The organism is Rugosimonospora acidiphila (genome assembly GCF_039543385.1).
Taxonomy (GTDB): domain Bacteria; phylum Actinomycetota; class Actinomycetes; order Mycobacteriales; family Micromonosporaceae; genus Rugosimonospora; species Rugosimonospora acidiphila.
The window spans coordinates 323,922-346,235 of the sequence record NZ_BAABJQ010000005.1 but is presented as its reverse complement, the minus strand read 5'-3'; the positions used below and the strand labels follow the sequence as shown (position 1 = coordinate 346,235).

Below are 22,314 nucleotides of genomic sequence, written 5' to 3'. Positions count from 1 at the left end.
TGCTAATGCCGATCCGGGTACTGTAGGGTTATGTCAGCGACGCGGGGTGGAGCAGCTCGGTAGCTCGCTGGGCTCATAACCCAGAGGTCACAGGTTCAAATCCTGTCCCCGCTACCACAGGAAACGGCCCGCCGGACAATATCCGGCGGGCCGTTCTTTTGCTCCAGGTAACCCGATCTGTAACCAGGAGCCGGCTACGGCCGGTCGGCTCGTGGAGTCGGCTGCCCATTGCAGCGCAACGTCAGGTTTCATGTGCGGCCGCGGCGTGCCGGCGGGGCGCGCCGTCGGGATGCGGATCCGGGTACTGTAGGGTTATGTCAGCGACGCGGGGTGGAGCAGCTCGGTAGCTCGCTGGGCTCATAACCCAGAGGTCATAGGTTCAAATCCTGTCCCCGCTACGACGAAGGAAAGGCCCGCCGAGGATTATCTCCGGCGGGCCTTTTCTTATGGGCGGTGTAGCTCTCATACGCCGTGTAGCCACATCTGTAGCCACGCCGGGGACACGGCGTGAAGCGGGGAGCCCACGCGTTCCGGTGGGCTTCCGTAGCAAGCCCCATCTTGATCCGATCCCTGGATGGACGTTGCGGCTTCGATGGTGCGGCGACCAGGCGCCGCGATCCGGGCCGCGGCCGGCTGCCGGGCCAGATCGGGGCGGTCGGCCCGCGCCTCATGCGCCACAGTGACTGGCGCATTGAACGGGCCGGACCGGGCGGACGGGCTTGCCGCCGCCGGACTATCGCCGGCAAGTGCTGGTCGCGGATTGGCTCAGCGTCACCTGTTCCTTGGCGCTGGATCGACTCCTGCGTCGGCCGCGCTGTGGACATCAGCCCGGGCCTCCGGCATCTTCGTCGCGGCGAGGCTGGCCCCCGCCGCCGAATCATTGAAGGATCCGGCGCGCGCCGCCCGTAGGCAACCCGTAGTCGGACCACAGCGCCGTCCGCCAGAATCGTCCGGCGTTGACGTAGCGCGACAGCGCGGTTGTCCCGCTGAACAAAACGATGGAGGATCGGATGAAACACTTGAGAGCCCTGGCCTTTGTCCTGCCCGCTGTGTTTGCTCTCACGATGTCCGCGACGCCCACGAAGGCGAGTGCCGACACAGAGTGTTACGTTCACACTGCTGGCCCGAATTCCAACTACATTCTTAATTGCACCTATGAATTCGGTCTAGGCGTCATGCATCTGAAAGACAACGCCTACACGCACGGGACGTATGATGCCGCTCTTCCCGGGGAGGGTGCGGCGACTGACACTTACTTCGGTTGGCAGAACGCGGCAGGCTGGTACAACGGGCCGGGTTACTGCACGAGCCAGGCGCGCTCGGACGACGGTGGACGCACCTGGAGGTGGCAGGAACCCGACCTCGGACCCGGACAACACTTTATTGGCGGCGCAACCGATTACCAGGTTTTCTCGTACAAGTGTTAGCGCGGGATAATCGCCCGAAGGGCCTCCGGCATCGCGACCGAGCCCACTGACGGCCGACCGAAGTCGCGAGGCAACACCAAGAGTGGTGGTGGGCTCGCGGCCCGCTGACCGCCGTCACGCCAACGTCAACGGGTCACTGGTCGACCAACCCGCCAGCGCCTCCCGCTCCTGTCCCTGGCTTGCTCGTGTCCCCGGATCGTCGACCTCGACGGATCGCGAGATCGTCGACGGCCCGACACCGGCGGGCTCGGAAACCCCTCGGACGCAGCCCTGCAAGCCTCGCCGCGACTCGACGAGAGAGATACCTCGTCGCCGAGCGGCCGTCGGGTCTCTTGCTCTCCCGGGAGGCGAGTCACCCAGGCCGAATCGCGAGCGAGTCACGCGGAATACTGTCCCCGATGGACGATCAGGTGCGGGAGGCACTGCGGCGGGTCGGCGTCGCGTTCGCAGGGTACCCACGCCGTGCCGTCCTCGACGGATGCCCGCACTGCCGGGGCCAAGTATCCGTGGCCGACCATGACCTGTTCAGTCTCGCCCTGTCGCTCGGTGGCACCGTCGGTACCGACGCCGATCTCAAGAGCCTCCTGCCGTTGCTGTTGGAGCGCCTGGTGACCGGCGACGAACTGGACGCGGACACCGTGCTGGGCAAGCTCACTCTGGCCGGTGGATGGCAGACCTGGCCGGCGGGAGAGCGCGACGCGCTGCGGGGATACCTCGACACGGTGTGGCGTTCGATCCTGTCCCGGTACCCGGCACGGTGCGGCGGGCTGCGAGACGCGTCCAGCTTTCTCATCGCGGCCCGGCCACTGCACGAGGGGGTCGGGCGGTACCTGCGGATCTGGGATGCGACACCCGGCGCGGCGCCGGACCGGCACCTGGCCGACCTGGTGATCGACTGGGTCGGCGGATCGGGCATCCCGGATGACGCGGTCGCCTGGGCGCGCCGGCCGGCGGTCCGGGATCGGCTGTACGCCGCCGTGGTCAGGGATCTGGATGCCCCGTGGTCGGGGCGGCTCGCGCAGGCGTACGACTTCCTCGCCGCGCTCTAGCGCCGTTCCACTGTCGCCGCCGGCATCAGAGGTGCGCCTTCGTCGTTACGCTGACCCCCATGGCGTTGTCGAAGGTCTCCGTGCGTCGCCTGCCCGACGTAGCTCCGCCCATACCCGAGGGCGGGGGCCGCATGACTTCGGATGCCGGCGAACTCGCTCAGATCGCGAATGGTGAGCCGTTCCGGTTTCTCGCGTATCTCCAATTCAAACCGGATAAGGGCGCCCCGCGCGGGAATCATTTTCACCGGGTGAAGAACGAAACCCTGTACGTTATCGGTGGCCGGTTGCGGGCGAGATTTCGGGATATCGACACCGGAGAGTCGATGGACCTGCTTCTGGAGCCTGGCGACCTCGTGACGGTGGCGCCCCGATGTGCCCACGCCTACCTGCCGCTCGAGTATTCACAGGCCGTTGAGCTGTCGCCGAGCGTGTACGACCCGACGGACACCCTGCGCTTCGATCTCGGCATTACGACGCCCGGTCGCGACGAGGTCCGGTAGACTACGCAGGTTTTGCGGCCGCAGCAGGCCGGCGAGGAAGCCGAGGCTCCTTCGCCGCAGCCCGGACGTGAAGACCCAGCGACCAGAACCTCACGAACAACCAAACGGCGGCACCGTTCGCGGTGACCTGGCAACCCGCGAGCGAGAAGACCCCACCCCTTCGCGGTAACGTACGTAAGCTTCCCCAGCGCCGACGCAGCAAGGAGAAATGGTGAAGTCCGGCGACGTGACAGTCGAATGGCTCAAGAACATTGAGTTCCAGCGCAATCCGATCGGTAAGGCCACCATTGAGGGAGTGGTGCACCGCAAGCTCAATCCGATCGTCGACGGGCGCGGCGAGGTGACGGAGCTGTGGAGCGAGCCGTGGGAGGGTTTCGGCCCTCCGGTGCACATCTACCAGAGCGGGACCGACTACGGCGTGGTCAAGTGCTGGCACCTGCACGAGATCCACACCGACCAGTTCGCCATCAGTCGCGGCAAGGTACAGGTGACCCTCGTGGACATCCGCGAGGAGTCGTCGACGTTCGGTCACGTCAACGTCTTCTTCCTCGGCTCGCTCAACCCGGGCCTGGTCCGGATCCCGCCGGGCCTGCTGCACGGCTGGAAGGCCCTGTCCAGCCCCGAGACGCTGGTGCTCAACTTCCAGTCCCACGTGTACGACCCGTCGGACGAGTACAAGTTCCAGTGGAACTGCGTGCTCGAAGACGTCTGGGAGCCCAAGAACGGCTGAGCCACTCATGCGCGTCCACAACGGCCGCCTAGCCCCATCTGCGGGACAGGCGGCCGTTTCGTGTGCTCGGCGACGGCGCGACCGCGCTGGTCGGGATAACGCCGGTGCGGAAAACTTCGGTTAGTGTGCAGGTGACTACCGAACGGTAGGGCTGTGCGCCGACCGGGGGCCGGCCCTGGGAGGAGGCGCATCCGTCATGGCCACCATCGAGGAAGTCAAATCTGAGCTCATGCAGGCGGCCGGCAGCGGCGGCCAGGCGATCACGCAGGCCCGTGCCGCGTCCGAGAGCATGGACCGGATGATCGCGCAGCTGCAGGTCGTCGCCCACGGTACGAACCATCCCAAGGTCGCCGAGGCGGTGGCCCGCGCCCAACAGTGCCAGCAGCAGTTGGCGCAGGCGGTGATCCTGGCGCAGGCGGCGACACAGGCGGCCCACGACTACGTGGCCGTGCTCGGCTGACGTGCGGTCGCGCGGCATGACCATCGATTCCGGGTCGCGGTCGACGGCCCGGAATCCTCCGTCAGTTTTTGCGGCGCACGTACACGACGGCGGCCAGCGCTACCACGAAACCGGCCAGGACCAGTGCGGGGCGCAGCGCCGGCTGGCCCCGCAGCTCGGCCACCACGGTGATGATGAAAGCGACCACCGCGAAGAAGCCGAGGATCCCGATGACCATCTCGAGCCGCTGAGCGCGGGCCCTGGGGTGCAACGTGCTCTCCCTTCCGCCAGCGGCGGCGTCAGCCCTTCACGCCACCGGCGGTCAGGCCGGCGACGATGCGCCGTTGCAGCAGCAGCACCATGGCGACCAACGGTACAGTCACGATCGTTCCGGCGGCCATGACCGCCGTGTACGGCTCCTGGTGCGGCTGGCTGCCGGTGAACTGTGCGATGGCGACCGTGACCGGCTGGGTCTTGTCGCTGGACAGCTCGCTGGCGAGCAGGAATTCGTTCCAGGACGAGATGAAGGCCAGAATCGCGGTGGTGAACAGGCCCGGTGCGGCCAGCGGCAGGATCACCTTCCGGAACGCCTGCCCCGGCGTGCATCCGTCCACCACCGCCGCCTCTTCGAGCTCCCAGGGCATTTCGGCGAAGAAGGCAGTCAGGGTGTAGACGGTCAACGGCAGGGCGAAGGAGATGTCCGGGATGATCAGCGCCTGGTAGCCGCCGATCCAGTGAATGCTGGTGAACAGCTGGAACAGCGGGGTCAGCAGGGCGACGCCGGGGAACATCGACGCGCCCAGTACCACTCCCAGCACCAGGTACTTGCCGCGGAAGTCCAGCCGCGCGATCGCGTACGCGGCGAAGCAACCGACCGCCACGGCCAGAATGGTGGTGCTCACGCCGATGATGGCGCTGTTGACGAGCGCCCGGCCGAAGTGGTTGCCGAGGCTGGTCGAGAACGCCGTCCGGAAGTTGTCCAGGGTCACGTGGGTGGGCCAGGGCGTCGTGTCGAAGGTGTAGCCGACCTGGCGGAAGGCGGTGACCACCATCCAGTAGAACGGCGCCAGGCAGAAAATGACGATGACGGCGATGCCGATGTAGCTGCGCACCGACCCGAACGTGAAGCGGCGGCGCCGGCGGATGGCGGGGCGCTCGGCCGCGGAGGCGACGCCTCCGCGGCCACCGACCGCGGTTGTCGAGGCCATCTCAGATCGTTCCCTTCTGCTGCCGCTGCTGCGTCTGCACCACGTGGGCGCCGAGGAACCTCACGAAGATGAAGGCGACCAGGAAGATGAGCAGGAACGTCAGGGTGGACAGCGCGGCCGCGCTGTTGAAGCCGCCACGGATCTGCTCCACCACGAGGATCGACAGCGTGGTGGTGGCGTGCCCGGTCCCGCCGCCACCGCCGGTGAGGATCGCCGGCAGGTCGTAGATGCGCAGCGCGTCGAGGACGCGGAAGAGGATCGCGACCATGAGCGCCGGCCGCACCAGCGGCAGGGTCACCTGGGTGAAGCGTTGCCAGGCGTTGGCGCCGTCCACCACGGCGGCCTCGTAGGTGTCGGCGGGAATCACCTGGAGGCCGGCCAGGATCAGCAGCGCAATGAACGGCGTGGTCTTCCAGACGTCCGCGATGATGATGGCGAACCTGGACGCCCACTGATCGCCGGTCCACAGGATGTGGGTGTGCAGCACGCGGTTGGCGATGCCGTCGTAGGCGAAGATGAAATACCAGAGCTTGGCGGTGATGGCGGTCGGGATCGCCCACGGCACCAGCACACTGGCGCGCAGCAGGCCGCGACCGCGGAACGCCCGGTTCATCACCAGCGCCATCCACATGCCGAGGATCACCTCGATGACGACGGTGGTGGCGGTGAAGAAGAACGTGGTGCCCACGGAGTCCCAGAACTCGGCGCCCAGGGTTCCCGGCGGGCAGGAAACGGTGCCACAGCGCTGGAGGATCCAGTGCGTGTAGTTGGAGAAACCGGCGTTGCCGCCGCTGACGAACATCCCGGTGGCCTTGTCCAGCCCGGGGTCCTTCTGAAACGACATGACGATGGCCTTGACCACCGGGTACCCGATGACGACGGCCAGCAGAACGATGGTCGGTGTGATCAGATAGAGACCGAGCTTGCCCTCACCCTTGCGCAGCGAGGAGCCCCGGTTTCGTGGTGGCGGCGCGGCTTTGTCCTGCTCCGCCTTGTCGTCTGCGCTGACGCCAGAAGTGACGGACATGATCCCTCCCTCTACGGGCACGACGCCGGTCGTGGGGAAATGCGGGCGGGGCCGGACCGAATCGGTCCGGCCCCGCGGCGGCCGTCAGGAACCGGCAGCCGTGATCGCTGCTTGCATGTCTTTCAGCGCTTGGTCCACGGTCTTGTCGCCCTTGATCGCCGCGTACGCGTTCTCCTCGATGGCCTGGGTGACGGCCGGGTAGAACGGCGTGACCGGGCGCGGGACGGCGTTGAGAATGGACGTCTTCAACGTCGGCAGGTACGGCAGCTTCTGGATGAGCGTCGGGTCGTCGTAGAGCGACGCGATGACCGGCGCCAGGGAGGCCTTGGTCGCGAAGGTGTTCTGCGTGTCCTCGCTCTCCAGGAACTTCACGAAGTCCAGCGCGGTGGCCTTGTGTGCCGAGTACTTGCTGATGGCCGCGTTGTGACCGCCCAGGCTGGAGGCGCCCGGAGTGGTGGCGGTCAGGCCGGGGAGCGGGGCGATGGCCATGCTGGTCTTGACCTTCGAGCTGGCGTCCGTGGTCGCCAGGCTGTACACGTACGGCCAGTTGCGCATGAACAGCAGTTGGCCGGCCTCGAACGCCTGGCGGCCCTGCTCCTCCTGGTACGTGATGGCCTGCTGCGGGATGTCGCCGTTCTTGTACGCGTCGACCAGCATGGTCAGGCCTTTGGCGGCGGCCGGAGTGTCGACGTCCGGCGTGCGTCCGTCGGACTTCACGATCTCACCGCCGGCCGTGTTGATCGCCTCGGCCGTGTTCACCGTGAGGCCCTCGTACTTCGCGTACTGGCCGGCGTAGCAGCCCATGTTGTGCGACTTGGCGATCGAGCAGTCCTGCAGCATCTCGTCCCAGGTCTTTGGCGGGTTGGGGACGAGGTCCTTGCGGTAGTAGAGCAATCCGCCGTCGGAGGACTGCGGGGCGGCGTACAGGACGCCGTTGTAGGTGCCGGTCTTGACCGTGGCCGGCAGCAGCTTCGAGGTGTCGAGAGCGAAGTCTCCGGTCAGCGGCTGCAGCCAGCCCTTCGCGGCGAACTCGGCGGTCCACACCACGTCGACGTCGACCACGTCGTAGTGCGGATCCTTGGCCTGGAAGTGCTGTACCAGATCGTCGTGCTGCTGGTCGGCCTGGTCGGACTGCTCCTTGAAGGTGACCTGCTCCTTCGGGTGGCTCGCGTTCCACTGCGCGATCAGTGGCCGGATGACGTTGTTGTTGTCCTTGCCCTGCACGTATGTGATCGGGCCGCGGGACGTCGTGTTCTGGCTGGCGCTGTCGTCGCCACCGCCGCCCGAGCACCCAGCCATGGCGATGAGCAGAACACCGGCGCCCAGGGATGCCATGGCGACGGAGAAGCCTCGGATTCTTCTGATCACTGTTACTCCTTCACGTGTTATACCGCTCGATGGAGCGGACGCATGGGGAGGCAGGGGTGGCCGCACCGTGCCGGGTACGCCGGACTGGTAACACTTCCGCTGGTGCTGATGGTCTATCGATTAACGTCTACCGGCATCTTTTGTGGGGATCGTCAGTGCTGAATCGGATTAGCTGAGACTCCACCCGGTGGTCGGACATGTCAAGGCTGTTACGGACTCGTGACCTTGGCCTAAACTTGAGGTGGTTTGCTCGCTCATCCTGCCGCCGTGGGGCCGTCTGTGCTGAGACTTATTCAACGACGGAGGGACCGGCATGCCTACCCCTAGGGTCACGCTTCTCGATGTCGCCCGCCGAGCCGGGGTGTCCAGGACAACGGCGTCCTTCGTCATGGCCGGACGCACGGACATGCGCATCTCGGCCGAGGCCGAGCATCGGGTGCTGCACGCGGCGCGTGAACTCAACTACCGGCCGAACCTGATGGCCCGCAGCCTACGCACCAAACTGACCCGCACGATCGGCCTGGTCTCCGACACCATCGCCACCGAGGCCTTCGCCGGCGAGCTGATCCGCGGCAGCCTGTCCACCGCCCTCGCCCACCAGCATCTGCTGTTCATCGGCGAGACCGGGGGAGACGACACGGTGGAGATGCAGCTCGTCCAGGACATGCTCGACCGTGGGGTTGACGGGTTCATCTTCGCGAGCATGTGCACCCGGCCGGCGCGGCCCCCGGCGAGCCTGCGCGGGCACCGGCTGGTGTTGCTCAACTGCCTGGCCGACGACCACCGGATCCCCGCCGTGCTGCCCGACGAGCGGGACGCCGGGCGGATCGCCGCCAGGACTCTGCTGGAGGCCGGGCACCGCGACGGGATAGTCATGGTCGGCGAGACGCCCGCGGAGGTGTACGCGGCCCGGGAGCGGCGTGCCGGCGTGGAGGAGGTTTTCGCCGCGGAGGGCGTGACGTTGAGCGGCACGGTCGAGTGCCCGTGGTGGCCGGAGCCTGCCTATCAGGCGGTGTACGACTTCTTCGCGTCCGGCAAGCGCGTTACGGCGCTGATCTGCCTCAACGACCGGGTGGCCTTCGGCGCCTACCAGGCAGCCGACCGGGCCGGACTGGCCGTGCCGGACGACGTTTCGGTGGTGTCGTTCGACGGCTCGCATCTGGCCTCGTGGCTGCGCCCCCAGCTCACCAGCGTGGCGATCCCGCATTTCGAGCTGGGCCGCCTGGCCGTCGAGCTGCTGCTCGCCGAGGCGGCAGCGCACGAGGTGCATCGGGTAGCGATGCCGCTGCACGGGCGGGCGTCGGTGGGCGTACCGCGGCCCCGGCCGGCGTAGCGGGGCCGGCTGCGCCCAGGAGCGGCGTGGCGGAGCGGCTCAGCGGCTGGTCGCCAGCCGCTCCGGTACCGCGCGGCTGGGTGGCGCCGCGCGGTGGTGCTGCGGCGTCGCGTACCGGGTCATCCCGAGCACCGCCGCCAGCGTGGCCAGGAAGCCGAGCGCGGCCAGCCACTGCCGGCCCGGCCAGATCTGGTCGCCGAGCAGGAACAGCCCGATGAGCGCGGCCGGCACCGCGGCCGCGGCGTCCATGGCGGCCACCGCCGCGGTCGTCGAGCCGCGCTGCATGGCGAGGCCGAGCAGCAGCTGGCCGACCAGCGAGTGGGCGATCAGCAGGTACAGCAGCGGGGCGGCCAGGAACCGGTCCCAGCTGTGCACCGACGCCAGGGGCCGGGACGCCACCGCGGCGGCACCGAAGCAGAGCCCGGCAAGGGAGCCCAGGGCGACCGAGCCCGGCGCGCCGTGCAGCCGCACCGCGAAGAAGCCCAGCACCGCGATGACGGCCAGGACGACCGCGAGCCCGGCCTCGGTGGCCGAGCCGACCGGACGCGAGGGTGCGGGCCGGGCGGCGATGACGAGCCCGGCGATGCCGAAGCACAGCAGCGCGAGCAGGGCCAGCTCGGCGGGCGGCAGCCGCCATTTGAGCAGCAGCACGCCGAACACCGCCGTCACGCCGAGCCCGGCGGCCACGGACGCCTGCACCAGGAACAGGGGGAGGTCGCGACGGGCCAGGAAGGCCAGCACGAAGCCGAGCATCTGGAAGCCCACACCGACCAGGTACGTGCGCTGCTCACACAGCCGCAGCAGCAGGCTCGGGTGGAAATTCTTCTCTTGTCGGGTGCGCGAGACGGCTACCGATTGGAGAAGGTTCGCCGTCCCGTACGCCACGATCATGGCCGTGAGGTACAGCCAACCTGAGGACCCCATTGAGGCGAGAATAGTGGCTCAGCGCTCTGGCGCAAGTCGTTCGAGGATGTCGGCGTGGAGTCGACCGTTGGTCGCCACTGCGCTGCCGCCGAGCGGACCCGGCTCACCTGTCACGTCGGTGAACGTGCCGCCGGCCTCCGTCACGATAGGCACCAGAGCGGCTACATCCCACAGTGAAAGCTCGGGTTCGACCATCACGTCCACGGCGCCCTCGGCCACCAACATATATCCGTAAAAGTCGCCGTACGCGCGACTCCTCCAGGTACGACGCATGATGTCCAGCATGCCGGGCAGTCGCCCCGTCTCCTCCCAGCCGGGCAGAGACGAGTAGCAGAACGACGCGTCGGACAACTGGTGCACCGCCGAGACCCGGATCGGAGTCGCCGCGGCCTGGTGCCGCCCGGCGTACGCGCCGTGCCCGCGTGCGGCCCACCAGCGCCGGCCGAGCGCCGGGGCGGACACCAACCCGACCACCGCCTGATCGGCCTCCATGAGGGAAATCAGGGTGGCCCAGACGGGTACTCCCCGGATGAAGTTCTTCGTGCCGTCGATCGGATCGATGACCCACTGCCGGGTGCCCGGGCCGGCCGGGGCCTGGCTGGCGCCGAACTCCTCACCGAGTACCGCGTCCCGCGGTCGGGCCCGGGCCAGGGTGGCGCGCAGCGCCTTCTCCACGGCGGTGTCCGCGTCGGAGACCGGGGTCAGGTCCGGCTTGCTGTCGACGTGCAGATCGAGCGCGCGGAACCGCGCCATCGAGATCGCGTCCGCGGTATCCGCGAGGAGGTGTGCGAGGGACAAATCATCCGCATAACCGGCCACACCCGGAACCTAGCGGATGCGATATTCGGCGGCGAGCAGGGGAGCGGCGAGTTACCGTCGCGGCCGTGCAAACGATTAACGTCATGGCCGTGCGACTGGACGCGCTGTGTGGACTCCTGGCCGAAGAAGAACGGCTGCGCAGCTACGCCGCCGTGGTGCTGGGCGCGGGTACTCCCGGGGAGGTGGCCCAGGCGACCGGTCTGGGCGGCCGGGACGTGATGCGCGCGCTGCGCCGGCTGGAGGAGGGCGGGCTGCTGTCGACCGTGGACGGTCGGTACGTCGCGAGGGCCGCCACGTTCAAGGATGCGATCCGTGAGCACGCGCCCGCACCGCTCCCGGACGTGCCGCTCGATCCCGACCAGGAGCGGGACGCGGTGCTGCGGTCGTTCGTGCGCGAGGGCCGGCTGGTGCGAATGCCGGCGGCTCGGGGCAAGCGGCGCGTCGTGCTGGAGTACATCGCCGGCGAGTTCGACCCCGGGGTGCGGTACCCGGAGCCGGCGGTCAACGCGATGCTGCGGGTCTGGCACGACGACTACGCGGCGCTGCGCAGGTACCTGGTGGATGAGGACCTGCTGTCCCGCCAGGACGGCGTCTACTGGCGCAGCGGCGGCTACGTCAACGTCGAGTAGGGCGTCGAGTAGGGCGTCGGTCGAGTGAACGCGCTACGGTCCACAGTGGACCTGAGTCGGACTCACTGTGAATCGTCGCCGGGGTCCGGCGCGCCCTCCCGGGAGGCGAGCAGCCGCCGGTAGGACGCCAGCCGGCGCGAGTCGGCGCCGCCGGCCGCCACCAACGCGTCCAGGCCGCAGGTCCCCGCCGTGCCGGTGTGGTCACAGCCCGGCGGGCAGTTGACCGAGGCCTGTACGAGGTCGGGGAAGCCGTGCAGCAGGCTCTCCGCGGAAACGTGAGCCAGCCCGAACGAGCGGATGCCCGGGGTGTCGATGATCCAGCCGTCGACGTCAATCTCCCGTTCGGTGCCGTCGTCGGTTTCGCCACCATCGATTGCGCCACCGTCGGTCCCGCCGTGGCCGGGCCGGGGCGGCAGGGGCAGCGCCACCGCGCTGGTGGAGGTGTGCCGCCCCTTGCCGATCGCGCTGACCAGGCCGACCCGCCGGTCGGCGTCCGGTACCAGCCGGTTGACCAGAGTGGACTTGCCGACGCCGGAGTGCCCGACCAGCACCGAGATGCGCCCCGCCAGCCGATCGCGCAGCGGGCCGAGGTCGCCGTCCGGCCGGCACAGCACGTACGGCAGGTCCAACTCCGCGTAGTAGTCCAGGACCTCCTGAGGGCCGGCCAGATCCGACTTGGTGAGGCAGAGCAGCGGATCGATCTCGGCGTCGTACGCGGCGACCAGGCACCGGTCGATGAACCCGGTACGCGGCGGCGGGTCGGCCAGCGCGCTCACAATGACCAGCTGGTCGGCGTTGGCCACCACCACGCGTTCGACCCGGCCCTCTGGCGTGGTCTCGTCGTCGTCGGCGGTGCGCCGCAGCACCGAAACGCGCTCCTCGATGCGCACGATCCGGGCCAGCGAGCCGGGCGCGCCGGAGATGTCGCCGACCAGGGCCACCCGGTCGCCGACCACCACTCCGCGCCGGCCCAGTTCCCGGGCGCGCATGGCGGTGACCGGGGCGCCGGCCACCTCGACCGTGTACCGGCCCCGGTCCACCGCGATGACGAAGCCCCGGTCGGCACCCTCGTGGCGCGGCCGGATCCGGGTACGGGGACGCGACGAACGGCCCGGGCGGATCCGTACGTCGTCCTCGTCGTACTCGCGGCGCTTGGTGGTCAGTGGGTGCCCTCCACGATCGAGGCCCACAGCTCCGGGAACTCCGGCATCGTCTTCGACGTGCAGGCGATGTCGGACAGCCGCACGCCCGGTACGGCGAGTCCGACCACCGCGGCGGCGTGTGCCATGCGGTGGTCCTCGTAGGTCGCGAAATCTCCGCCGTGCAGGGTCGCCGGCCGCAGTTCCAGTCCGTCGTCCAGCTCGGTGACGTCGGCGCCGAGCCCGGTCAGCTCCCGGGCCAGCGCGGCGATCCGGTCGGTCTCGTGGCCGCGGATGTGCCCCACGCCGGTCAGCCGGGACGGGGAGTCGGCCAGCGCGGCGAGCGCCACGATGGCCGGGGTCAGCTCGCCGACCTCGGACAGGTCGGCGTCCAGCCCGTGTACCGCCCCGGTGCCGGTGACCACCAGCCCGTCGTCGGTCAGCGCGCACTCGCCGCCCATCGCGGTCAGCAGTTCCCGCAGCCGGTCGCCGGGCTGGGTGGTGGTGCGCGGCCAGCCCGGTACGGTCACCTGCCCGCCGGTCACCAGGGCGGCGGCCAGGAACGGGGCGGCGCCGGACAGGTCCGGCTCGATGTCCCAGTCCCGCCCGGACAGGCCGCCCGGCTCGACCGTCCACACGTCGCGCGTGGAGTCGTCCACGGTCGCGCCGGCCTCGCGCAGCATCTGCGCCGTCATCCGCAGGTGCGGGGCGGACGGCACCGGCGGCCCGACGTGGCGCACCACGATGCCCTTGTCGAAGGCCGGGGCGGCCAGCAGCAGGCCGGAGACCAGCTGGCTGGAGGCCGAGGCGTCGATGGTCACGTCGCCGCCGGTCACCCCGCCGGCGCCGTGCACGGTCAGCGGCAGGCCGCCGGTGTCCGCCGAGTCGATCCGGACCCCTATCGAGCGCAGCGCGTCAACCAGCGGGCCGAGCGGGCGCTGCCGGGCATGGGGGTCACCGTCGAAGGTGATCGGCCCGTCGGCGAGGCCGGCGACCGGCGGCACGAACCGCATCACGGTGCCGGACAGGCCGACATCGACGTGAGCGGGCCCGGCCAGCCGGCCCGGCCGGACCGTCCATCGCTCGTCCTGGCCGCTATCCACCTCGGCGCCCATGGCGCGCAGCCCGGCGGCCATCAGCTCGGTGTCGCGGGCGCGCAGCGGGTACCGGAGGGTGGACGGGCCGGCCGCGATGGCGGACAGCACGAGGGCCCGTGCGGTAATCGACTTGGATCCGGGCAGGCGCACCCGGGCGCGCACCGGCGTCGCCGCGGTGGGCGCGGTCCACGGGCGCGGGCCGGAACGGGTGGTGGGTGTCGCAGAGTCTTGGGCCACGGGTACAGTCTGCCGTCCCGCGGTTCCGGACGTGGAACGGGCCGATAGGTTTGTTGCCATGTGCGGCCGGTACGCGACCACCCGCAACGCGACGGACCTCGCCGCGATCTTCGATGCGGCCGACGAAACCGACGAGGCGCTGGCGGCCGACTACAACGTGGCGCCGACCGATCCGGTACCGATCGTGCGGTCCGAGCCCGAACGTCGGCTCAGTGTCGCTCGGTGGGGCCTCGTGCCCTCCTGGGCGGATGGTCCGGCCGCCGGCGGCCGCCGCCAGCCGTTGCGCATCAACGCCCGGGCCGAGACGGTGGCCACCAACGGCGCCTTCGCGCGGGCCTTCCGCCGGCACCGCTGCCTGGTTCCGGCCGACGGCTGGTACGAGTGGCGCCGTACCGAGGACGGGCGGGGCAAGCAGGCGTACTTCATGACCCCGCGCGACGGGGGCGTGCTGGCCTTCGCGGGTCTCTGCGCGACCTCGTCGGCCGGGCGGCTCACCTGTGCCGTGGTGACCACGGCCGCGGTCGGCGACCTGGCGCTGGTGCATGACCGGATGCCGCTGCTGTTGCCGCCCGACCGGTGGGGGCAGTGGCTGTCCGCGCCCGTCGCGTCGGGCCGCGGTGACGACACTGCGCGACCGGACGAACACTCGGCGATGGAACCGGAGTCGCTTCTCGCGGTACCGCCCGCCGCGTTCCTGGACGCACTGGAGATCCGTCCGGTGGGGCCGGCGGTGGGTGACGTACGCAATGACGGGCCGGATCTCATCGACCGGGTGGTTGTGACGCCGCTGCGCGTTTTCGACGTTGAGCCGACAGATCTCACGCTCTTTTGAGCGGTTCCGGCGCAATTGAGCGGCCTATTTTTCCACAGCCTCCGTTTGGCCACTTGTCCCGTGCCCCGATAGTGCGGTAGAACACAGCGCCGGCAGCGGCGAATGCGAATCCATGCTCGCCGCTGAACAAGTCCGGACCCACGGGGGAGGTGGGTAGATGACTCGGGCGAGAATGCCACGCCCGCACGAGGTTGCCGCCGCACGGAGAGACCCGAGACTGCTTCGGGCCTTCAACGAGCGGCGACACGATGATGCCTGGCGTACCAGGGGTGTCTGTCAGAGTGTCGATCCCGAGACGTTTTTCCCGGCTCCCAGCGAGCCGGCCGACGCGGCGATCGCCCTCTGTCGTACCTGTGACGTTCAGGGAGCCTGCCTGGCCTGGGCCTTGGAGGTTGGAGACTGCCACGGCGTGTGGGGCGCCACCACACCGCGTGAGCGGCGCGCGATGCTGGTCGCGTGGCGGACGGAGTCACGGGTGGAGGAGCCGGTCGCGGCCGGCCTCGGCGGAGTGGCCGTCTCGGGCGCCCCGGCCGGGAGTCCGTCCGGAGGGGGTTCCGCTGCCGGCGGCTCCGGCGCCGGAGCTTCCGGGGTGGGCGGCCAGGCGCAGCGTGCCCCGAGCCGCTCCGAGGCGAGCGCGGGCCAGGCGCTGCTCGACCGGGTGCTCGAACTGGTGCCGGGGCACCGCACCCGGCTTCCGCTGATCGGCGAGCGGCGCGTTGAGCGTTGCGCCAACGGGGATCTGGTGCGGCGGGTGGCATCCTGATGCGGTGATCAGCGTTCCTACCCCGCACGGCGAGGCACGGGTTGTTCTGGACGTTCCGGACCGGCCGGCCAGCCTGCTCGTCCTCGGGCACGGCGCGGGTGGGGACGTGGACGCACCGGACCTGGTGGCGGTTCGTGACGCGTGTCTCAGCGCGTCCGTCGCGGTGGCCCGGGTGCTTCAGCCCTACCGGGTCGCCGGACGTCGTGCGCCGGCCCCGGCGCGGCAACTCGACGCCGCGTGGACGGCGGTGGTGGAGACGCTGCGCTCGACCGTGCCCTCGGCCGGTACCTCGCGCCGCGGCGCCGGCCGCTCCGGCGGCACCCGGCGCCGCGGCGACCTGCCGTTGATCGTTGGCGGCCGGTCCAGTGGCGCGCGCGTGGCCTGCCGCACCGCCGCGGCCACCGGTGCGGCCGGGATCGTCGCGCTCGCGTTTCCGCTGCACCCGCCCGGCAGGCCCGAGCGTTCCCGGGCGGAGGAGCTGGACACCGGGCTGCCGACCGTGGTGGTCAACGGCGACCGGGATCCGTTCGGGGTACCGGAGGCCGGCCCGCTCGTCGAGGTCTGCCTGCGCCCCGGCGAGCGTCATGATCTGCGCCGGGATCCGGCCGCCGTGGCCGACTGCGTGGTGCGCTGGCTGGTCCGTCACGGCTGGGCATGACCGTCGTTGGGTCTGTCGAACCCGGATACCTATGGGCTCACCGCAAGGCCGTGAACCTCAGCGGTTCACAATTCTCCCAGGCCCTTCCCGGTCCCGACCCAGCACGGGGCCGGGGAGGTCGGAGCCGGCGTGGTGACCGATGCCCGACCGGATGCCGGAATGCGGGACGGGTACGCCGCGTTATTTCCCCCGGAGACGTGTGGCATCGGCACGTCCGGGAAGGGGAACCGTGAGCACGAACAGCAGCCTGGAAGAGGTGGACCAGGCCAGGCTCGTACGGCGGCTGCTGTACGCGCCCGAGTGGCCCGCCGATGCCGACCAGAGCACCGGCCCTGGCTTCCTGGCCACCGCGCTCGGCGTATCCTCGGCGGGACGGGCAAGGGGGTCGGAGCGGTTGGCACAGGCTGAACGGACGGACGAGCGGCGGGTTCGGTTCGAGCGTGACGCCCTGCCCTTCGTCGACCAGCTCTACGCGGCCGCGTTGCGGATGACCCGTAACCCGGCCGATGCCGAGGATCTGGTGCAGGAGACCTTCCTGAAGGCTTATGCCGCCTTCCACCAGTTTGAGGAAGGCACGAACCTCAAGGCGTGGCTGTACCGCATTCTCACGAACACCTACATCAACTCGTACCGGAAGCGCCAGCGCCAGCCGCAGCAGGCGCCCACCGAGGAGATCACCGACTGGCAGCTCGCGTCGGCGGAGTCGCACACCTCGTCGGGGCTGCGCTCGGCCGAGACCGAGGCGCTCGACCGGCTGCCCGACTCGGACGTCAAGGACGCGCTGCAGTCGCTGCCTGAGGACTTCCGGCTCGCGGTCTACCTCGCCGACGTCGAGGGCTTTTCGTACAAGGAAATCGCGGACATCATGAATACCCCGATCGGTACGGTGATGTCGCGCCTGCACCGCGGGCGGCGCAATCTCCGCCGGTTGCTCGAGGGGTACGCGTCCGAGCGGGGCTTCGCTCGTGGCGGCACCTCGGAGGTGCCCGAGGAAGCGCCGGTCGGGCGGGAGGTGTAACCGTGAGCTGTGGCAAACCGCACGAGACCGACTGCCGCGAAGTCCTCGCGGAGGTCTACCTGTATCTGGACCTTGAGTGCGACGATTCGCGCCGTAGCGTGATCACAACGCACCTCGACGAGTGCTCGCCCTGCCTACGGGAGTACGGCATCGAGCAGGAGGTCAAGGCCCTGGTCGCGCGCTGCTGCGGCGGGGAGACCGCGCCGTCGTCCCTCCGGGAGAGGCTGCGCGCGAAGCTCTCCGAGATCGTCGTCCTCGAGCACGAGGCGTGATTCCTCGGTCCTGAGCACGAGGCGTCATTCGTCCTCGATCACCGATCGTGAGGTATGGCCCGAGCCGGCCCCGGGATCCCGGGGCCGCGCTTCCGGGGCCGGACGGTCGACACGGGCGAACCATCGGCGGGTCGATCCGGCCGCCGGACTGGCGGCCCGGACGGAACCGCGCGGACGGCGTCGACCTCGGGCGGAGGCCGCCCGGGCCGAGCACGCCGCGACCGGTCAGGAGTTGGGGCGCTTGCCGTGGTTGGCGGCGCTCTTCCTGCGGGCCTTCTTCTTGCGGGACTTCTTGGCCATGATGACCTCCTGGCAATAAGCGCTGAACGATCCCGTGAATGGTAGAAGGTCGGTCCAGGGTGCCGGGCGCCGAGGGCGGCACTGACCTCGGCGCGCCTGGGTTGTGGCCGCGATCGTCACCGGATCGTGGTTGGATACGACTCGACCCTCGGGGCGGGAAACCGGACGCCACGCGGGGAGGCCGGGGTTCACAATCGGCGGAGACGACGGTGCGAGAGGGGCGGGCGATGGCTGAGGAGATCCGTGCCGAGATGGTGGCCAACGTCTGGAAGGTGGTCGCCTCGGCCGGGGACGAGGTGACCGAGGGCGACACGCTGGTCATCCTCGAGTCCATGAAGATGGAGATCCCGGTGATTTCGGAGTCCGACGGCACCGTCCAGCAGATCGCCGTGAACGAGGGCGACGTGGTCCAGGAGGGCGACCTGATCGCCGTCGTCGCGTGAGCGAGAGTCAGCTGGGCAAGCGCGACACGGTGCGGCGGAGCGAGGCGGGCGCGAGTGTCGTCGTCCGGGTCGCCAGGCCCGAGGAGTACCCGCAGATCGCCGAGCTGTCCGTCGAGGCGTACCGGGATTCCGGGCAGTTCTCGGAGCATTACGCGCCATTTCTGGCGGATGTCCGGGGCCGGGCGGAGCACGGCACCGTGCTGACCGCGGTCGACGAGCACACCGGTGCGGTGCTGGGTTCGACGACCTTCGTGCTGCCCGGCACCCCGCTGGCGGAGGTGTCCGCCGAGGGCGAGGCGGAGTTCCGCACCCTGGCCGTCGCGCCCGAGGCTCAGGGGCGCGGTGCGGGCGAGGCACTGGTCCGGGCCTGCCTGGAGCGGGCCGCCGGCCTGGGCTGCCGTGCGGTGGTCATCTGCACCCGGGACATCGCCATCCCGGCCCAGCGGCTCTACCAGCGGCTGGGCTTTCGTCGTACGCCGGAGCGGGACTGGGCGCCGGTTCCCGGCATCACGCTGCTGGCGCTGCGCCGGGAGTTGCCGGTCGACGCCAGGCTCTAGGCCTGGCCCGTGCCCGCCGGGGCCGGCGCGGCCGTCTCGATCAGCTCCAGGGCGACCTGCAGCGAGGCGTCCTTGCGCTGCCCGTCGGTGATCGCCGGATCCTGCAGCACGAACCAGGTCGCGTGCAGCGTGAGCAGCGCCATCGACGCCTTCAGCCGCATCACCACCGATTCGTCCGGCGCGGTGAGAAGGTCGATCACGCGGAAGGTGCAGTCGCGCATCTGCGCGCTCTTCGGGTGGTCGCGCAGCGCCGTCTGGTTGCGCTCGAAGAACCGGATGAGCTCATGGTGCCGGCCCTGTTGCAGCTCTTCGGCGTAGCGCTCGAGGAACTCCCGCCGCAGCCTCGGCCCCGGCGGCTGCGCGCCGGCCCACTCGATCATCGCTTCGAGCGCCGCGATGCGGTCCTGCACCAAGCTGCCGACAATGTCTTCCTTGGTCTTGAAGTGGTAGTAAAGTGCGGCCTTGGTCACACCTAGCCGTTCCGCTATCTCTCTCAGTGAGGTGGCCTCATAGCCCTGCTCGGTGAACAGCTCGAGGGCCACCTGCTGGATGCGGGCCCGGGTGTCCGAGTGGTCTCTCATACTTCCTCACTGAATTTCGGCTTTCCGCAAACTTACTTGACGGCCGGCTAGTACGTAGCCTACCGTACGACACGATAGAAGTACTAACCGGCCGTCAAGTAAGCAGGCCACGATCTCGGGGGGAGCGTACCCGTGGCAATGACAACGGAAGCCGCACCTGTGCGTCGGCGTGAGGTAATGGTGGTGTTGCCCGGCCTCCTGCTGGCAATGCTGCTCGCGATGCTTGACAACATGATCGTCAGCACGGCCATGCCGCGTATCGTCGGCGAGCTGCACGGGCTGACCCACCTCTCCTGGGTGGTCACCGCCTACGTGCTCGGCACCACGGTCTCCACCCCGCTCTGGGGCAAGATCGGTGACCTGTACGGCCGCAAGAACATCTTCATGGTCTCGATCGTGATCTTCCTGGTCGGCTCGGCGCTGTCCGGGATGTCGCACACCATGAACGAGCTGATCGCCTTCCGCGCGCTGCAGGGCCTGGGCGCCGGCGGCCTGATGGTCGGCGTGATGGCGATCATCGGCGACCTGGTCCCACCCCGGGAGCGGGGCCGGTACCAGGGCTTCATGGCGGCCGTCATGGCGGTCGCGATGGTCGCCGGGCCGCTGGCCGGCGGCTTCATCACCGACAACCTGAGCTGGCGCTGGGCCTTCTACGTCAACCTGCCCCTCGGCGCGATAGCGCTGATCCTGCTGGCCACCCGCCTGCGACTGCCCAAGTACCGGACCGAGCACAAGATCGACTGGACCGGCGCGGTACTGCTGGCCATCGGCATCACCGCGCTGGTGCTGATCACCACCTGGGGCGGCAACCAGTACGCGTGGGGCTCCTGGCAGGTGCTCAGCCTGGTGGTGGTGGGTGTCGTCATGCTCGTCGCGTTCGCACTGGTCGAGCGGCGCGCGGCGGAGCCGATCCTGTCCCTGCACCTGTTCGGCAACCGCAACTTCACGCTGAGCGCGTTGATCGGTTTCCTGCTCGGCTTCACGATGTTCGGCTCGATCAACTTCCTGCCGCTGTTCCAGCAGACCGTCCAGGGCGCCTCGGCGACCAACTCCGGCCTGCTGCTGCTGCCGATGATGGCCGGCCTGCTGGTCACCTCGCTGGTCGCCGGTCAGGCGATCACCCGCACCGGCCGGTACCGGCTGTACCCGCTGCTCGGCGGCGTGCTCGTGGTGGCCGGCATGGTGCTGCTGGCCCAGCTCGACGTCAACTCCAGCAAGACCGACAGCTCGCTGTACATGCTGGTGCTGGGCGCGGGCATGGGTTTCCTGATGCAGACCACGATGTTGATCTCGCAGAACAGCGTGGCGCAGAAGGATCTCGGCGTGGCCAGCAGCGCGGCCACCTTCTTCCGGTCGATCGGCGGCTCGTTCGGGGTGTCGCTGTTCGGCGCGGTCTTCAACCAGTCCCTGAAGAGCGACATCACCTCGCGGCTGGGCGCCTCGGCGGCGGGCAAGCTGACCTCGGGCGGCGGCGTCACCGGCCTGACCAAGTCGACCCTGGACAAGATGCCGACCAGCACGGTCCAGGCCCTGCTGCACGGGATCGCGACGGCGACCTCCAGCGTGTTCTTCTGGGCGGTCTTCATCTCGATCCTGGTGCCGATCGCGGCGGTGTTCATCAAGCACGTGCCGCTGCGCTCGGCCAACGCCCCGACGCAGGACGCGCCGGCCGGCGCGGGCGACGCGGACAGCACGCTGGTCGGCGCGATGGAGTAGGAACGCGGCCGAGCCGGTTCGACCCGATCGCCGCCCGGGACCGTGACACGGTCCCGGGCGGCGATCATTCTTACCGATCGTTGTGCACATCACTGCTCGTACCGCTGCGAATCGGCGAGCCATTGTGCAAGACTGCGCACACAATGCGCGGATAATGAGCACGGCGTGATCGAAGGAGGACCGGCGATGACCGAGCGTGGCGTGGGCATGGCGGCGGACATCGCCGAGCAACCAGAGGTGTTCTCGCGGCTGTTGAGCGGCGCGCACGCCGATTCCATCGCGCGGGTGGCGGCCGTCATCGCGGCGCACCGGCCGCGGCACATCGTGTTCACCGCGCGGGGTACCTCCGACCACGCGGCGCTCTACGGCGCCTACCTGGCGGAGATTCGGCTGGGCATCTCGACGGGCCTGGCCAGCCCGTCCACCATCACCGTGTTCGGCGCGCGGCCCGACCTGCGCGACGCCCTGGTGATCGGGGTCAGCCAGAGTGGCGGCTCGGCTGACCTCGTCGAGGTGGTCCGGGTGGCCCGCGAGTCCGGCGCGCTGACGCTCGCCGTGACGAACAACCCGAAATCCCCGCTCGCCGAGGCCAGCGAGCTGCGCCTCGACGTGGCCGCCGGGCACGAGCGGGCGGTCGCGGCGACCAAGACCTACACGGCCGAACTGCTCGCGCTGCTGATGTTGATCGAGGGGATACGGGCCGGGGACGGCGTGCTCCCGGCCGACGAGCGGCGGGAGCTGGACCGGCTGCCCGGCCTGGCCTCGGCCGTGCTGGAGGACCAGACGGCGTGGCAGCTGGCGGCGCGGTACCGGTTCGCGGGGCGGGTGGTGACCACCGGGCGGGGGTACGCGTACCCGACGGCCCGGGAGACGGCGCTCAAGCTCATGGAGACGTCGTACCTGCCGGCGCTGGCGTTCTCCGGCGCGGACCTGCTGCACGGCCCGCTCGCGATGGCCGACCCGGACGTGCCGGTGCTCGCCGTGGTGGGCAACGGGCCGGGTGGGGCCGCCATGCGCGAGGTGCTGGCCCGGCTGGGGGAGCGGCGGGCGGACGTGGTGGCGGTCGGCCCCTCGGACGCACCGGGGTCGGCGCTGCGGATCCCGACTCCGGCGGTGGACGAGCGGTACGCGCCGCTGCTGGACATCCTGCCGCTGCAGCGGCTGGCCCTGGCCCTGGCGCTGGCCCGGGGCGAGGACCCGGACGCTCCCCGCGGCCTCAAGAAGGTCACCGTCACCCGCTGAGCCGGC

The 22,314-nt window shown here is 69.7% G+C and carries 25 protein-coding genes, 2 tRNA genes and 1 pseudogene; 18 read left to right on the top strand and 10 right to left on the bottom strand.

From position 1 onward, the window contains the following. Positions 1-40: 40 nt before the first annotated feature. The 6 genes from ABEA87_RS11635 (at position 41) to ABEA87_RS11610 (ending at position 4,166) form a co-directional block, all read left to right on the top strand. A tRNA-Met gene (locus ABEA87_RS11635) sits at positions 41-117 on the top strand. A 207-nt stretch (positions 118-324) separates the two neighbouring features. After that, positions 325-398, top strand: a tRNA-Met gene (locus ABEA87_RS11630). A 1,427-nt stretch (positions 399-1,825) separates the two neighbouring features. Then, positions 1,826-2,476, top strand: a complete 651-nt coding sequence (locus tag ABEA87_RS11625; protein ID WP_345628760.1) for a hypothetical protein — start codon at positions 1,826-1,828, stop codon at positions 2,474-2,476. 59 nt (positions 2,477-2,535) lie between these two features. Then, the gene (locus tag ABEA87_RS11620; protein WP_345628758.1) at positions 2,536-2,976 is read left to right on the top strand and encodes a polysaccharide biosynthesis C-terminal domain-containing protein; all 441 of its coding nucleotides are present in this window, start codon (positions 2,536-2,538) and stop codon (positions 2,974-2,976) included. Between the two features lie 211 nt (positions 2,977-3,187). Further along, positions 3,188-3,706 (top strand): dTDP-4-dehydrorhamnose 3,5-epimerase family protein, encoded by a 519-nt coding sequence (locus tag ABEA87_RS11615; protein WP_345628756.1) that lies wholly within the window; start codon positions 3,188-3,190, stop codon positions 3,704-3,706. A gap of 196 nt (positions 3,707-3,902) precedes the next feature. Further along, positions 3,903-4,166 (top strand): hypothetical protein, encoded by a 264-nt coding sequence (locus tag ABEA87_RS11610; RefSeq protein WP_345628754.1) that lies wholly within the window; start codon positions 3,903-3,905, stop codon positions 4,164-4,166. Between the two features lie 61 nt (positions 4,167-4,227). On the opposite strand, the gene ABEA87_RS11605 is transcribed toward ABEA87_RS11610, so the two are convergent. The 4 genes from ABEA87_RS11605 to ABEA87_RS11590 all read right to left on the bottom strand — a co-directional run bounded on the left by ABEA87_RS11605 (position 4,228) and on the right by ABEA87_RS11590 (position 7,748). Beyond that, positions 4,228-4,383 (bottom strand): hypothetical protein, encoded by a 156-nt coding sequence (locus tag ABEA87_RS11605; RefSeq protein WP_345628753.1) that lies wholly within the window; start codon positions 4,381-4,383, stop codon positions 4,228-4,230. A 61-nt stretch (positions 4,384-4,444) separates the two neighbouring features. Continuing rightward, positions 4,445-5,353: a carbohydrate ABC transporter permease gene (locus ABEA87_RS11600; protein ID WP_345628751.1), complete on the bottom strand. Its 909-nt coding sequence runs from the start codon at positions 5,351-5,353 to the stop codon at positions 4,445-4,447. Position 5,354: 1 nt separating this feature from the next. After that, entirely contained in the window at positions 5,355-6,380 is a 1,026-nt protein-coding gene (locus ABEA87_RS11595; RefSeq protein WP_345628749.1) for a carbohydrate ABC transporter permease, read from the bottom strand. A gap of 84 nt (positions 6,381-6,464) precedes the next feature. Next, positions 6,465-7,748 carry an ABC transporter substrate-binding protein gene (locus tag ABEA87_RS11590; protein ID WP_345628748.1) on the bottom strand — a complete coding sequence of 428 codons (1,284 nt, stop codon included), beginning with the start codon at positions 7,746-7,748 and terminating at the stop codon, positions 6,465-6,467. 313 nt (positions 7,749-8,061) lie between these two features. Here ABEA87_RS11590 and ABEA87_RS11585 point away from each other — a divergent pair, with 313 nt between their 5' ends. Then, positions 8,062-9,081: a LacI family DNA-binding transcriptional regulator gene (locus tag ABEA87_RS11585; RefSeq protein ID WP_345628747.1), complete on the top strand. Its 1,020-nt coding sequence runs from the start codon at positions 8,062-8,064 to the stop codon at positions 9,079-9,081. Positions 9,082-9,120: 39 nt separating this feature from the next. Here ABEA87_RS11585 and ABEA87_RS11580 read toward each other — a convergent pair whose 3' ends face one another. Together ABEA87_RS11580 and hisN are read right to left on the bottom strand one after the other, a co-directional pair. Then, the gene (locus ABEA87_RS11580; RefSeq protein ID WP_425570851.1) at positions 9,121-9,972 is read right to left on the bottom strand and encodes a hypothetical protein; all 852 of its coding nucleotides are present in this window, start codon (positions 9,970-9,972) and stop codon (positions 9,121-9,123) included. A 51-nt stretch (positions 9,973-10,023) separates the two neighbouring features. Next, positions 10,024-10,824 (bottom strand): histidinol-phosphatase, encoded by an 801-nt coding sequence (hisN, locus tag ABEA87_RS11575; RefSeq protein ID WP_345628744.1) that lies wholly within the window; start codon positions 10,822-10,824, stop codon positions 10,024-10,026. A 65-nt stretch (positions 10,825-10,889) separates the two neighbouring features. On the opposite strand from hisN, the gene ABEA87_RS11570 reads away from it, so the two are divergent. Continuing rightward, a complete protein-coding gene (locus ABEA87_RS11570; RefSeq protein ID WP_345628742.1) occupies positions 10,890-11,453 on the top strand; it encodes a DUF2087 domain-containing protein in 564 nt (187 codons plus the stop codon). Positions 11,454-11,515: 62 nt separating this feature from the next. Here the strand turns inward: ABEA87_RS11570 and rsgA are convergent, their stop codons facing one another. After that, complete coding sequence (gene rsgA, locus ABEA87_RS11565; RefSeq protein ID WP_345628740.1) at positions 11,516-12,643, bottom strand: ribosome small subunit-dependent GTPase A; 1,128 nt, start codon at positions 12,641-12,643, stop codon at positions 11,516-11,518. After that, complete coding sequence (gene aroA, locus ABEA87_RS11560; protein WP_345628738.1) at positions 12,613-13,926, bottom strand: 3-phosphoshikimate 1-carboxyvinyltransferase; 1,314 nt, start codon at positions 13,924-13,926, stop codon at positions 12,613-12,615. Before aroA ends, rsgA begins: the two co-directional genes overlap by 31 nt. Before the next feature lie 58 nt (positions 13,927-13,984). On the opposite strand from aroA, the gene ABEA87_RS11555 reads away from it, so the two are divergent. From ABEA87_RS11555 to rsrA, 6 genes and pseudogenes are all read left to right on the top strand, one after another. Then, positions 13,985-14,758: an SOS response-associated peptidase gene (locus tag ABEA87_RS11555; RefSeq protein WP_345628736.1), complete on the top strand. Its 774-nt coding sequence runs from the start codon at positions 13,985-13,987 to the stop codon at positions 14,756-14,758. Positions 14,759-14,915: 157 nt separating this feature from the next. Next, positions 14,916-15,228 (top strand): annotated as a pseudogene (locus ABEA87_RS11550) (WhiB family transcriptional regulator); the annotation flags it as partial. A 5-nt stretch (positions 15,229-15,233) separates the two neighbouring features. Further along, on the top strand, positions 15,234-15,521 hold the full coding sequence (locus tag ABEA87_RS11545) for a hypothetical protein (RefSeq protein WP_345628949.1): 288 nt from the start codon (positions 15,234-15,236) through the stop codon (positions 15,519-15,521). 4 nt (positions 15,522-15,525) lie between these two features. Beyond that, positions 15,526-16,179 (top strand): alpha/beta hydrolase family protein, encoded by a 654-nt coding sequence (locus ABEA87_RS11540; RefSeq protein WP_345628734.1) that lies wholly within the window; start codon positions 15,526-15,528, stop codon positions 16,177-16,179. Between the two features lie 229 nt (positions 16,180-16,408). Next, positions 16,409-17,197 carry a sigma-70 family RNA polymerase sigma factor gene (locus tag ABEA87_RS11535; RefSeq protein WP_345628732.1) on the top strand — a complete coding sequence of 263 codons (789 nt, stop codon included), beginning with the start codon at positions 16,409-16,411 and terminating at the stop codon, positions 17,195-17,197. Positions 17,198-17,199: 2 nt separating this feature from the next. Next, entirely contained in the window at positions 17,200-17,469 is a 270-nt protein-coding gene (rsrA, locus tag ABEA87_RS11530) for a mycothiol system anti-sigma-R factor (RefSeq protein ID WP_345628730.1), read from the top strand. 225 nt (positions 17,470-17,694) lie between these two features. Here the strand turns inward: rsrA and ABEA87_RS42590 are convergent, their stop codons facing one another. Then, positions 17,695-17,769, bottom strand: a complete 75-nt coding sequence (locus tag ABEA87_RS42590; protein ID WP_373319467.1) for a 50S ribosomal protein bL37 — start codon at positions 17,767-17,769, stop codon at positions 17,695-17,697. 227 nt (positions 17,770-17,996) lie between these two features. Between ABEA87_RS42590 and ABEA87_RS11525 the strand changes: the two genes are divergently transcribed. Then, on the top strand, positions 17,997-18,212 hold the full coding sequence (locus ABEA87_RS11525) for a biotin/lipoyl-binding carrier protein (protein ID WP_345628728.1): 216 nt from the start codon (positions 17,997-17,999) through the stop codon (positions 18,210-18,212). Continuing rightward, entirely contained in the window at positions 18,209-18,769 is a 561-nt protein-coding gene (locus ABEA87_RS11520; RefSeq protein ID WP_345628726.1) for a GNAT family N-acetyltransferase, read from the top strand. Before ABEA87_RS11525 ends, ABEA87_RS11520 begins: the two co-directional genes overlap by 4 nt. On the opposite strand, the gene ABEA87_RS11515 is transcribed toward ABEA87_RS11520, so the two are convergent. After that, on the bottom strand, positions 18,766-19,311 hold the full coding sequence (locus tag ABEA87_RS11515; protein ID WP_345628724.1) for a TetR/AcrR family transcriptional regulator: 546 nt from the start codon (positions 19,309-19,311) through the stop codon (positions 18,766-18,768). The two genes, ABEA87_RS11520 and ABEA87_RS11515, sit on opposite strands and share 4 nt — an antisense overlap. A 177-nt stretch (positions 19,312-19,488) precedes the next feature. Here ABEA87_RS11515 and ABEA87_RS11510 point away from each other — a divergent pair, with 177 nt between their 5' ends. After that, entirely contained in the window at positions 19,489-21,066 is a 1,578-nt protein-coding gene (locus ABEA87_RS11510; protein WP_345628931.1) for an MDR family MFS transporter, read from the top strand. Between the two features lie 207 nt (positions 21,067-21,273). After that, positions 21,274-22,308: an SIS domain-containing protein gene (locus ABEA87_RS11505; protein WP_345628929.1), complete on the top strand. Its 1,035-nt coding sequence runs from the start codon at positions 21,274-21,276 to the stop codon at positions 22,306-22,308. Positions 22,309-22,314: the final 6 nt, after the last annotated feature.

Coding starts and splice junctions, on each gene's coding strand:
- ABEA87_RS11625 (WP_345628760.1), top strand. CDS start 1,826: ATGGACGATCAGGTGCGGGAGGCACTGCGGCGGGTCGGCGTCGCGTTC.
- ABEA87_RS11620 (WP_345628758.1), top strand. CDS start 2,536: ATGGCGTTGTCGAAGGTCTCCGTGCGTCGCCTGCCCGACGTAGCTCCG.
- ABEA87_RS11610 (WP_345628754.1), top strand. CDS start 3,903: ATGGCCACCATCGAGGAAGTCAAATCTGAGCTCATGCAGGCGGCCGGC.
- ABEA87_RS11605 (WP_345628753.1), bottom strand. CDS start 4,383: ATGGTCATCGGGATCCTCGGCTTCTTCGCGGTGGTCGCTTTCATCATC.
- ABEA87_RS11600 (WP_345628751.1), bottom strand. CDS start 5,353: ATGGCCTCGACAACCGCGGTCGGTGGCCGCGGAGGCGTCGCCTCCGCG.
- ABEA87_RS11595 (WP_345628749.1), bottom strand. CDS start 6,380: ATGTCCGTCACTTCTGGCGTCAGCGCAGACGACAAGGCGGAGCAGGAC.
- ABEA87_RS11585 (WP_345628747.1), top strand. CDS start 8,062: ATGCCTACCCCTAGGGTCACGCTTCTCGATGTCGCCCGCCGAGCCGGG.
- ABEA87_RS11580 (WP_425570851.1), bottom strand. CDS start 9,972: ATGATCGTGGCGTACGGGACGGCGAACCTTCTCCAATCGGTAGCCGTC.
- ABEA87_RS11555 (WP_345628736.1), top strand. CDS start 13,985: ATGTGCGGCCGGTACGCGACCACCCGCAACGCGACGGACCTCGCCGCG.
- ABEA87_RS11525 (WP_345628728.1), top strand. CDS start 17,997: ATGGCTGAGGAGATCCGTGCCGAGATGGTGGCCAACGTCTGGAAGGTG.
- ABEA87_RS11510 (WP_345628931.1), top strand. CDS start 19,489: ATGACAACGGAAGCCGCACCTGTGCGTCGGCGTGAGGTAATGGTGGTG.
- ABEA87_RS11505 (WP_345628929.1), top strand. CDS start 21,274: ATGGCGGCGGACATCGCCGAGCAACCAGAGGTGTTCTCGCGGCTGTTG.